We start from the raw sequence: 11,440 nt of genomic DNA, 5'->3' as shown, positions 1-11,440 counted from the left end.
CTGTTACGCACTCACAGGTCCGCGTGATCAGGTCGGATAGAGCGGCAGCGCCATGATCCGCCTGCGCACCACGGCACCGTAGCGGGCGTCGAGACGCAGCCAGGACGAGGTCGCGGACACCCGGACCATCGCCGGCGCGTCCCCCGCGCCGTGCTCGGCGGGAGCCAGGAATCCCATCCCGGACAGCGCGAACAAGCAGCGCGTCGGCACCTTCACCGGGGGCCCGGACTCACCTTGCACGGTCAGCACCGCCTGATCCAGTAACGACGCGGGGGGGCCGAGGGGGCCCGCGTGTTCACGAGCCAGGGCCAATCCGCGCTCGGTGAGCCGCTCCAGTTCGGCCGCGGGGACGTTGTCGACAAAGGACCAACCCTCGTCGGGCGGGAACGGCGGCTGCCACGGGGCGCCGCCGGGCCCCGGGTCGATCGGGTCGGCGCGTTCCACCGCCAGCGCCGTGAGCAGCCCGGACGCGGGTACCGTCACGTCGGCGGGTTGCATGGTGCCGTGGACCGACCGAGTGGCCAGCACATCGAAGGGGGTCGACGCCCAGGCGGTCACCCGTTGACCGACGCACCGCAGCCGCACCTGTGCTGCCGGGTCCAGCCGCACCACCCGTGCGGTGAAGGCGCCGAGGTCGTCACGCTCGACGGCGTCGGCCAGGCGCAGGGCCGTCGTGGTCATCATGCTTCGCCCCAGCGGTCGAGGAATGCGCGCTCCTCGGCGGTGATCCGGCGCGGTCGCTGAGCAGCAAGATCGAACAGCGCCATCCGGGTGCGCGCACCGACCGCGACGGCGTCGGACTCGTCCGGCCCGTCGTGCAGCTCGTAGTCGATCAGGAACGAGGCGGCGCGCACCTGGTGCACCCACATGCATACCCGCAGCGCATGGGATCGGTACGGGATCTGCCGCCGGTAGTCGACCTCGAGCCCGGCGACGACCACCCCGGCGGCGAAGCCGGTCACGCCCGCGGCCGAGGCCTCGTCGAAGAGCAGTCCGATCCGGGCCTCCTCCAGCAGGGTCACCGCGCGGGCATGGTTGACGTGGTGGAAGGAGTCCTGGTCGGTCCAGCGCAACGGGACCCGTGCGACGTAGCGAGCCACGCCGGACACCCTCTCAAACCAGGGGGGACTCCTCCGTCAGCGGGCCAGCCCACGCAGCTGCCGGGACACCACCGAGAGGGTCGCCAGGTCGAGCTGACCCGCTGTGTTGATCTCGTGCAGGGCCGCCCGCGCCCGCAGCAGTCGCGAGGCGTTCGACCGCTCCCACCGCGCGATCGTCTCCGCCGTCGGTGTTCCGGGCGCGCTCTCCCGCAGCGCGTCGAGGGTGATCGCGCGCAGCGAGCCGTACAGGTCGTCGCGCAGCGCGAGCCGCGCGAGCTGGTGCCAGCGGTCTCCGCGTTCCAGGGCGGTGACGGACGTGAGCGCCAGATCGATGCTCAGGTGCTCGGAGAGTGCGTAGTACAGCGCGGCGACCTCGTGCGCTTCGCGCGGTTCCCGGTCGCGTTCGGACAGCTCGGTCAGCTCGGTGACGTCGAGCAACCCGTAGCCGTACACCAGTTGCGCCGCCTCCTGGGCCAGCTGCGGTGGAGCGCCGTCGGCGGCGAACGCCTCGGCCTGCGCCTCGACGGCTGTGCGCTCCCGGCCGCAAAGCAGCCCGGACAGCTGCCCCCGCAACGCTCCGACCGTGGACGCGAAGCGCGTGATCTCGGCGTTGGTGGCCAGTGGTTGGGGGCGGTTGGTGAGGAACCAGCGGGAGGCGCGGTCGAGCAGGCGGCGGGATTCGAGGATGATCCGGTCGGCCAGGGTGGTCGGGATGTCGGCGGTGCGGGTGGCGCCCCACAGCGCGGGGAGCTGGTAGACGGTCGTGGTGACGGTGTAGGCGCGGACGGCGTCGGCGGGGTCGGTGGCCAGTTCCTCGCCGAGCCGGAAGGCGTAGCTGATCCCGGCGCCGTCGACCATCTCGTTGACCAGCAGGGTGGTCAGGATCTCCCGGCGCAGGGGGTGTTCCGTCAGCGCGGCGCCGAACCGGTCGCGCACCGGGCGGGGGAAGTAGTCGGCCAGCCGGGCGGCGAAGGCGGGCGCATCGGGCAGGTCGGTGTCGATCAGTCGATGGGTCAGGTCGAGTTTGGTGTGCGCGAGCAGGGTGGCCAACTCCGGGCCGGTCAGGCCCTGCCCGGCCGCCTCCAGCGCAGCGAACCCGTCCGGGTCGGGCAGCACCTCCAGCTGCCGGTCCAGCCCGGTGCGCCCGGCCAGGTCGGTGACCATCCGGGCGTGCACCCCGACCATCTCCGGGGCGTGCGCCCGGGCCACCCCGAGCACCGCGTTCTGGCTGCGGTTGTGCGCCAGCACCAGCCCGGCGACCTCCTCGGTCATCTCGGCCAGCAGCGCGTCCCGCGCCGGGCGGTCCAGCGCACCCGCCCGCACCCGCCGATCGAGCAGAATCTTGAGGTTCACCTCGTGATCGGAACAGTCCACCCCGGCCGAGTTGTCCACCGCATCAGTGTTGATCTTCCCGCCACGGCGGGCGAACTCGATCCGGCCGCGCTGGGTGAACCCCAGGTTCCCGCCCTCGCCGACCACCCGCACCCGCAACTGGTCGGCATCGATCCGGACCGCGTCGTTGGCCTTGTCCCCGACCTGGGCGTGCGTCTCGGTCGAGGCCTTGACATAGGTGCCGATTCCCCCGTTCCACAACAGATCCACCGGCGCGGCCAGGACGGCCCGGATCAGCTGCGGCGGGCTCAGTTCCCGCACCTCCTCGGCCAACCCCAATGCGGCCCGCATCTGCGGCCCCACCGGCACCGCCTTGACCGTGCGCGGCCACACCCCACCCCCGGCACTGATCACCGTCCGGTCGTAGTCGTCCCACGACGAACCCGCCCGCCCGAACAACCGCCGCCGCTCGGCCCACCCCGCCACCGGATCCGGATCCGGGTCCACGAACACGTGCCGATGATCGAACGCCGCCACCAACCGGATGTGCCGCGAACGCAACATCCCATTGCCGAACACATCCCCGGACATGTCCCCGATCCCCACCACGGTGAACCCCTCGGACTGGGTGTCCACACCCAGCTCCCGGAAATGCCGCTGCACGCTCTCCCAGGCCCCCCGCGCGGTGATCCCCATCGCCTTGTGGTCGTACCCCACCGACCCACCCGAGGCGAACGCATCCCCCAACCAGAACCCGTACCCCGCCGCCACCTCGTTGGCCACATCCGAGAACCGGGCCGTGCCCTTATCCGCGGCCACCACCAGATAGGCATCGTCCCCGTCGTGCCGCACCACCCCAGGCGGCCCCACCACCTGCCCGTTCACCAGGTTGTCCGTCACCTCCAACAACCCCCCCACAAACCCCCGATAACAGGCCGCCACCTCCTGTGGGCCCGGCGCCGCCGCCCGCACCACAAACCCCCCCTTGGCCCCCACCGGCACAATCACGGCATTCTTCACCGCCTGCGCCTTCACCAATCCCAAAATCTCGGTCCGGTAATCCTGCGGCCGATCCGACCACCGCAACCCACCCCGCGCCACCGGCCCAAACCGCAGATGCACCCCCTCGAACCGCGGCGAATACACGAACACCTCACGCCACGGCCGCGGCAGCGGCATGTCGGGCACCGCAGCGGGATCCACCTTGAACGACACGAACTCCCGTTCCCGGAACCAGTTCGTCCGCGTCGTCGCGCCCACCAACGCCAAGAAACCCCGCAGAATCCGATCCGCGTCCAACCCCGCCACGGCATCGATCAACCCACGAACCTCGCCCACCGCCGCCTCGACCACCCCCTCACGATCACCCACCGCCGGATCGAACCGAGCCCGGAACAACGCCACCAACGCCCGCGCCACCACCGGACACGCCAACAACGTCTCCGCCATGTACTGCGCCCCGTACGGGCTCCCGAGCTGACACGCATAACGGGCATACGCCCGCAGCACCACTACCTCCCGCCAGGACAAACCCGCCCGCAGCACCAACGCACTGAACCGATCCGACTCCACCTCCCCCGCCCACGCCGCCCGAAACGCCGCGCAGAACTCCTCACCCACCCCCACTCGACCCGCCTCATCCAGCCGCAACCCGAAGTCATACAGCCAGCAACGGCGACCATCGGGTCGGACGAACTCGGCCGGGCGCTCGTCGAGCACCTCCACCCCGAGGTCCTGCAACAACGGCAGGATCGCGGTCAGGGTGACCGGCGCGTCGGCGAGGTACAGCGTGAACCGGCGCACGGCGAGATCGCCGGGTTCGGCACCCGCCGGTGTGTAGAGCCGCACGGCGTGACCGCCCGGTTCCAGGGCAAGCAGCCTGCGCAGATCCTCCACCGCGTCGGCGGGCTCGACCTCCGCCTTGTACGACCCGGGGATCCCGGCGAGCAACTCGGGCGTGGCCTGTGGGCCGAGCTCGTCGGCAAGCCGGTCGTCCCAGGTCCGGATGGCGTCGGTGAGCTCGTCCTGCAACTCGGCGACATCGAGCGGCGCCTGCTCGCGGGCATCGTCATCGAGGTAGACGGTGAAATGCACGAATGCGAGGCTCGCCTCGCTGACCCGCGCGGAGTAGTCGACCTCGCTGCCGCGAAGCCTGCGTCGCAGCACTTCCGCCATGGCCAGCCGGGACGAGGTCGTGTAGCGGTCGCGGGGCAGGTACACCAGGCAGGATGCGAAGCGCCGGTAGGGGTCGGGACGCAGGAAGGCGCGCACCACGCGCCGCCCGGCCACTCCGAGCACGCCAACGGCGATGTCGTGCAGGGTCTGCGCGTTCGCCCCGAGCAGTTCCTCGCGGGGCAGCACCGAGAGCACTTCGAGCATCCGCTGCCCGGAGTAGGACTCGAGCGGGATCCCGGCCCGGTGGATGGCGTGGCGTACCCGCCGTGCGACGACCGGGATGTCGAGAATGTTCGCCTGCTGCGCGGCGACCGTGAGCATGCCGACGAATCGGTGCTCGCCGGTGAGCCGACCCTGTTCGTCGACCGTCCGCACCGCGACGTAGTACGGGTGGGCCGGACGCAGCACCCGGCTCACGGCGCGGGCGCGGGTGAACAGCACGAGGTCGCGCGCGGTGGCGCCGGACGTGTCGGGGGCCAGCGTGCGGGTGGCGAGGGTGTCGCGGCGCAGCACTCCGAGACCCGAGGCCAGCTCGGGGCACAGCTGACCGTCCGTGCCGTCGCGCAGGGTGTAGTGCCGGTATCCGAGGAAGGTGACGTGATCGTCGGCCAGCCACCGCAGCAGGTCGGCGACTGCGAGGGACTCCTCGGTTCGCGGCCCCACGCACAGCTCGTCGGCGAGCGCGCGGGCGCGATGCACCATGCGGTCGGTGTCCTCGACGACGTCGCGCACGTCCTGAAGAACCTGCCGCAGCTCCTGCTCGAGCAGGGTGGTCCGGCCGAGGGGGCCGAGGTCGAGGTGCATCCAGGACTCGACCAGCGCTCCCGCGGGCGGCTCGGCGGGGTCGGCGTCGGCGAGCACCTCCCGCAGCTCACCGGTCACCGTACGACGGACGACGACGATCGGGTGGACGAGTCGGCGGACGTCACCGCCGGTCCTGCCGATCGCAGCCAGCACCGAGTCCACCAGATACGGCATGTCGTCGGTGACGATCTCGACGACGGTCGCACCGTCCCGCTCGGTGACGTGGATCAGCGGCTCCCCGGCGAGTCTGCGGCCGGCCAGCTCGCGCTGGGCACGCGCCACCTCACCCAGGTCCGGGTGAGTGTCACCAGCGATGTGTGCCTGTGCGGCGGTCTGTCTCGAGTAGAGGCGCCGTAGCCGGTCGAATTCGGTCTCCGCGTCGTTCTGCTCACCGGTCCGACTCATCAGCCACAGCTCCACTAACTACGGGTGATCGGTTAGCCTCACCCTAGTCCCGCGGCCCGGCTGAATCTGGATCTCACGCGACCGCCGGTGTTCACATGCCGCGGTAGGCGGCCAACGCACCGGCCAGCAGGTCCGCCAGCCCGAGGTTGGACAGGTCCGGATCCGGGTCGGGTGCCGCGACACCGGTCGGCGTCTCCGCGCCCCGGGCGCTTGCACCGGTGCGGTCGGTGGCTGCACCGGCGGACGGCCCGTCGTGGCTGCTCTCGACGTCGGCGGCAGCGACGCGGGGGTCGGTGCGGGGCCGATCGGAGTCAGGGGAGGTCGGCGCCGTGGCCGCAGGCGGCCGGGTCATGGTCTCGGCCGAGGTCCGCCGCCGGCGGCGGCCGACGCTGCCGGACGCGAACTCCGGATCGCCGGGACGAAAGGCGGGCCTGCCGTCGGTGGCATGACGGGTCCCCCTGGATGGAGCCGCCACCGGCGCGCAGGGCGCTGCGGCCGGCTCGGCCTCCGCCCATCTGCGGCCGCGTGCCGAGGTCCGCGAGCGGGCGGTGCTCGGTGCCCGGAGATCATCGTCTCCGACCGCACCTCGCCGCCCGGCCGGCGGCCGCGTCTCCTCGGTGGTCCGGCCGATCGCCGAACCCTCGGTCTGCTCGCTGGGATGCGCGGAACCGAGTCGCTGCATGATCTCGACATCCGGTGAGTGCGCCGAACCGGCCATCGTCGCCCGTAGCTGCACGCCGTTGAGCTCGTCGGCCGCTGGGAGGCCATCGACGAGGTCACCGAGCACACTGCGCAACCAGCTTTCCGCCCCCTCATGGCTCGCCGCGGGCAGGATGACGCCGACCGCGTCCGGCCCTTCGTCACGCATCCGCGCGCCCGGCGGTAGCTCGCCGCCGAGCCTTCGGCCGACCCTCCGCATCGCGGCGCGGGCTGCGCGGCCGGTCACCCGCGTGCCGTCGGCGACCAGGTCCAGCACGACCACCGGCTCCGGTGCCGGTGGATCGGCAGCGGGTTCGGTGCCGGCCGCGTCGGGGACGCCCCAGACGCGGTCGATCTCCGCGATGGCTCCGGTCAACCAGTCGCTGGCCGCTTGCGCGGCATCGGTTGTCGGCTCCGTGTCGACATCGACGACCGGTCCGGGGCCCGGTGCGGCCGTCGCCGCGTCGGTGGCCGACGGCGAGGTCGCGCTGTCCGCCCACGCGCTCGAGGTCTCAGCCGCGAGGTGGTCCTGCGGGGTGTCGGCCTCCGCCGCGGGCCATCTCACCGCCGAGAGAGTCCCGCGGTGGCGCCACTCGCTGAACAGGGCGTCGCCCAGCGGCGAATCGCTCAGCTCGGTCGCGAACCCCGAAGCGTCGTCCGTTCGAGGATCGGACGCCGACGCGTTCCACAGCAGCTGTGCCTCATCGTCACCGACCCCGGGATCGGTGTGCGCAACCGACGCGGGTAGGGACGCCGCTTCGGTGGTCGTCTGCCCTACCGGGGTCTGCTCTGCCGGGGTCGGCGCCGGCGCGCCCGGTTCGGTGGTCGGGCGCGGATGCGGGGTCGGCTTCGACGCCGTCGTGGCTGCGCTCAGGATCCCCGGCCGGGGCCGCTGCGCCCGGCGTCCCGTCTCGGCAAGCCGGCCGGCCATCGCCCGGAAACGTGCGGTGCGCTCCTGGTCACGCCGTTCAGCCACCACGCCGAGCCGCATCGACGCCAGCGCGGCGTCGAGCTGACCGGCAGCCTCGTGCACCTCCGCCAACGCGGTCCGGCATGCCGCCTCCAGCGTCGGCGCACCCGCGTCGGCGGCCTCCTGTGCCGCCCGGCTGAGCGCAGCGACCGTCGCCGCGGACCGGTCGACGCCCGTGGTCACGCTGACCCACATGAGCCGCAACTGTGCGATCTGTCGACTGGCGAAGGTGGGAGCCGCGAGCCGGGGCTCGATGGACACCGCCACCCGCCGCGCCTCCGCCGCACGGCCCGCGTCGAGCAACGCACCGATCCACTGTGTCGCGAATGCGGCCGCCAGGTGGTCACCACCGGCTTGGGCGGGGCCTCGGGCCGGACTCCAGCCCAGGTCGACGAGCATTGCCTCGGCTCGCTCCGCTGCCGCGTGATGACGGCCGCGCTCCCGGTCGGCCGCGGTGTGGAGCAGCGCGGCGACCGCCGATGCGGGCGTGTCCGGCAGCCCCTCGGCGGCATCCTCGACGGACCGCAGGAGCCCGTCGAGCTGATCGGACGGCCCCGACAGCGCGGCGCGCGTGCGATAGACGAGCGCGTCGAAGCGGATGTCCGCGGCAGCGCCGGGATCATCCGCGATCGGACCCAGGACGGTGTGCGCCACGGCGGATTCGCCGCAGTCGAGGGCGACCGCCGCCAGTTCGACCCGCAGTCGTGTCGCCGCCGGCTCGGCCAGCCGCTCGCCCGACTCGCCGTCCGGCCCTCGGTCGATGCTCTCGAGCAGGGCGACGGCCTCCTGCCGGGCGTCCCCGATGGCAGAACGCCCGTGCAGCAACCACCCGGCACCGACCGCCCAGGACGAGTCGTCCCCCTCGGCCTCGGCACGCCGCATCACGTGTTCGCCGAGGGCGGCGGTGAGGTCCGGCCGCGTCCACCGGAGCGCTGTCGCCGCCCGCAGGACCGTCATTCGGACGTCCTCGCCGGACCCGATCACCGTCACCCGATCACCGCCGTCACAGAGCCTCCCGCGGAACCCCGGACAATCCGGGTCAGTCCGGCACGCTAGCGAAGATCACCGCCGTGGCGCGGAATCGCTGTCAGTCACGAGTGAGCTTACGATGTGTCACCCGGTGCGGGCGTGCCGCCTCCGCCCCGAGCCGCTCGACCTTGTTCTTCTCGTAGGCCTCGAAGTTGCCCTCGAACCAGTACCAGGCCGCCGGGTTCTCGTCGGTTCCCTCCCAGGCGAGGATGTGCGTCACCACCCGGTCCAGGAACCACCGGTCGTGCGAGATGACGACCGCGCAGCCCGGGAACTGTTCGAGAGCGTTCTCGAGCGAGCTCAACGTCTCGACGTCCAGGTCGTTGGTGGGCTCGTCGAGCAGGATCAGGTTGCCACCTTGCTTCAGGGTCAGCGCGAGGTTGAGCCGGTTCCGCTCGCCACCCGACAGGACACCGGCCGGCTTCTGCTGGTCCGGACCCTTGAAACCGAACGCCGCGACATACGCGCGTGAGGGCATCTCGACCTCGCCGACCTTCATGTGGTCGAGCCCGTCGGACACCACCTCCCACACGGTCTTCTTCGGGTCGATACCGGCCCGGCCCTGGTCCACGTACGAGAGCTTGACCGTCTCACCGATCTTGACGGTCCCCGAATCCGGCTGCTCGAGCCCCACAATGGTCTTGAACAGGGTGGTCTTTCCGACGCCGTTCGGGCCGATGACGCCGACGATGCCGTTGCGCGGCAGGGTGAAGGACAGGTCCTTGATGAGCTGCCGGCCGTCGAACCCCTTGTCGAGGTTCGAGACCTCGACGACGACGTTGCCCAGCCGCGGGCCCGGCGGGATCTGGATCTCCTCGAAGTCCAGCTTGCGGTACCGCGCCGCCTCCGCCGCCATCTCCTCGTAGCGATCGAGACGCGACCGGCTCTTCGCCTGCCGGGCCTTCGGGTTCGACCTCACCCAGGCGAGCTCGTCCATGAGCCGCTTGCGCAGCTTCGCGTCCTTCCGGCCTTGCACGGCCATCCGCTCGGCCTTCTTCTCCAGGTAGGTCGAGTAGTTGCCCTCGTACGGGTAGGTGCGGCCGCGGTCGAGCTCGAGGATCCACTGGGCGACGTTGTCGAGGAAGTACCGGTCGTGGGTCACCGCCAGCACGGCCCCGGGGTAGGAGGCGAGGAACTGCTCCAGCCAGAGCACACTCTCCGCATCGAGGTGGTTGGTCGGCTCGTCGAGCAGGAGCAGATCGGGCTTGGACAACAGCAGCTTGCACAGGGCGACCCGGCGCCGCTCACCGCCGGACAGGTGGGTGACGGGCAGGTCGCCCGGGGGGCAACGAAGCGCGTCCATCGCCTGCTCGAGCTGGGAGTCCAGATCCCAGGCGTCGGCGTGGTCGAGCTCCTCCTGCAGCCGACCCATCTCCTCCATGAGCTCGTCGGAGTAGTCGGTCGCCATCTGTTCGGCGATGGCGTTGTACCGATCGAGCTTGGTCTTGATCTCGCCGACACCCTCCTCGACGTTGCCAAGGACCGTCTTCTCGTCGTTCAGCGGCGGTTCCTGCTGAAGGATTCCGACAGTTGCACCGGGCGTGAGGAGGGCCTCGCCGTTGTTCGCTTGGTCCAGGCCCGCCATGATGCGCAGCACGCTCGACTTACCAGCGCCATTCGGGCCCACCACACCGATCTTCGCCCCGGGGTAGAAGCTGATCGAGGCATTCTCGAGGATGACCTTGTCGCCATGCGCAAGGCGCACGTTCTTCATGGTGTAGATGAACTCCGCCACGACGACGATGGTAGTTCCGCCCGGTCACGTCCTGCCGCCCGGTAGCACGCCCACCAGATGGCCGTTTCCGTCGCCGCTCACCGGGTCCGCCGGGTTGGGCGGGTCTGCTTCGTCGGCCTCGCTGGTGTGCGGACGCTCGTCGCCGAGATCCCCTGCATGATCGAGCGGCGCGGACGACGTGCGCGGTGAGGTTCGGGCCAGCGCCGCGGTGCACCAGGTCAGATCGGGGCCGACGGCGTGGGCATCGATGGAGACATCGGTGCGCTGATGGCCTCCCCTGTCCTCGTAGTCGCGGGTCGACAGCCGGCCGTAGACGATGACCGGATCACCCTTGACGAACGACGCCCCGACTTTCTGCGCCAGGGCCCGCCACACTGTGACGGACACATACGTCGTCCCTGTTGTCGTCCATGTTCCACTCGCTCGATCCAGGCGGCGCTCGTTGCTTGCCACCCGAAAGCTGGCCAGCTCGACCCCGTCGGCCGTGCGACGCCTGTTGATTCCGGTGGCGATGTTGCCGACGACCGTCGTCCAAATATCGCTCATCGCGCTCTCCCGTGTCTGGAGCTGGCTGACGGGATCAAGCCTCGTCTGGCGACGCTTCGAACGACAGCGCCTCTTCATTTCTGGGGATAGTCCGAGCCAATTGTGGATGAATCCGACGACACGGCACCCCATCCTGCCGAGATGTCGGACCAACCTGCTAGGGCAACCGACCCCAGCAGGCGGGAGGAGGATCAGCGGTCGCGTCGCGCTCGTCCCGCTGCCGCGACGAACCGGAGAGCCAGCAGGCACCCGCCCACCCGAGGACGTGGGTCAGGGTTGTGTGGGTGCGGATTGGCCACGGGCCCCCGCCGGTGTGGTGGGGGCCCGTGGCCGTATATTTTTTTTGGGTTGGTTGTCGGCGGTGTCCTACTCTCCCACACCCTGGCGGGTGCAGTACCATCGGCGCTGGAGGGCTTAGCTTCCGGGTTCGGGATGGGACCGGGCGTTTCCCCTCCGCCATCGCCACCGACAGCATTAACCGTGCTGTTGTGGTGTTGTGGGTATTTGGTTGTGTGGTGGGCCCCGGACCCGAAAGGGTTCTCGGGTGGGGGGTGTGTGCTCAGGGTCACACAGTGGATGCGAACAACGTGTTGTGGCAAGCCCTCGGCCTATTAGTACCGGTCGACTCCACCCCTTGCGGGGCTT

The 11,440-nt window shown here is 70.8% G+C and carries 6 protein-coding genes and 1 rRNA gene; all 7 read right to left on the bottom strand.

Translation table 11 applies throughout. The features are described 5' to 3' along the window. Positions 1–27: 27 nt before the first annotated feature. A complete protein-coding gene (locus tag ACFQE5_RS13415; RefSeq protein ID WP_379585236.1) occupies positions 28–681 on the bottom strand; it encodes a hypothetical protein in 654 nt (217 codons plus the stop codon). Next, positions 681–1,100, bottom strand: a complete 420-nt coding sequence (locus tag ACFQE5_RS13410) for an acyl-CoA thioesterase (protein ID WP_379585235.1) — start codon at positions 1,098–1,100, stop codon at positions 681–683. The genes ACFQE5_RS13415 and ACFQE5_RS13410 overlap by 1 nt, the downstream gene beginning before the upstream one ends. Before the next feature lie 36 nt (positions 1,101–1,136). Further along, a complete protein-coding gene (locus ACFQE5_RS13405) occupies positions 1,137–5,816 on the bottom strand; it encodes an NAD-glutamate dehydrogenase (RefSeq protein ID WP_379585234.1) in 4,680 nt (1,559 codons plus the stop codon). Positions 5,817–5,907: 91 nt separating this feature from the next. Then, positions 5,908–8,442 (bottom strand): hypothetical protein, encoded by a 2,535-nt coding sequence (locus ACFQE5_RS13400; RefSeq protein WP_379585233.1) that lies wholly within the window; start codon positions 8,440–8,442, stop codon positions 5,908–5,910. Positions 8,443–8,572: 130 nt separating this feature from the next. Then, positions 8,573–10,249 carry an energy-dependent translational throttle protein EttA gene (gene ettA, locus ACFQE5_RS13395; protein ID WP_379585232.1) on the bottom strand — a complete coding sequence of 559 codons (1,677 nt, stop codon included), beginning with the start codon at positions 10,247–10,249 and terminating at the stop codon, positions 8,573–8,575. A 24-nt stretch (positions 10,250–10,273) separates the two neighbouring features. Continuing rightward, positions 10,274–10,873 carry a single-stranded DNA-binding protein gene (ssb, locus tag ACFQE5_RS13390; protein ID WP_379585231.1) on the bottom strand — a complete coding sequence of 200 codons (600 nt, stop codon included), beginning with the start codon at positions 10,871–10,873 and terminating at the stop codon, positions 10,274–10,276. A 275-nt stretch (positions 10,874–11,148) separates the two neighbouring features. Next, positions 11,149–11,265 (bottom strand): 5S ribosomal RNA (rrf, locus tag ACFQE5_RS13385). Between the last annotated feature and the right edge of the window lie 175 nt (positions 11,266–11,440).

This window comes from Pseudonocardia hispaniensis (assembly GCF_042658695.1).
Lineage (GTDB): Bacteria > Actinomycetota > Actinomycetes > Mycobacteriales > Pseudonocardiaceae > Pseudonocardia > Pseudonocardia hispaniensis.
This window is presented reverse-complemented; position numbering and strand designations above follow the sequence as displayed.

Excerpts from the sequence above, each read along its gene's own strand:
- ssb (WP_379585231.1), bottom strand. The coding sequence starts at position 10,873 with ATGAAGAGGCGCTGTCGTTCGAAGCGTCGCCAGACGAGGCTTGATCCC.
- ACFQE5_RS13405 (WP_379585234.1), bottom strand. The coding sequence starts at position 5,816 with ATGAGTCGGACCGGTGAGCAGAACGACGCGGAGACCGAATTCGACCGG.
- ACFQE5_RS13415 (WP_379585236.1), bottom strand. The coding sequence starts at position 681 with ATGACCACGACGGCCCTGCGCCTGGCCGACGCCGTCGAGCGTGACGAC.
- ACFQE5_RS13400 (WP_379585233.1), bottom strand. The coding sequence starts at position 8,442 with ATGACGGTCCTGCGGGCGGCGACAGCGCTCCGGTGGACGCGGCCGGAC.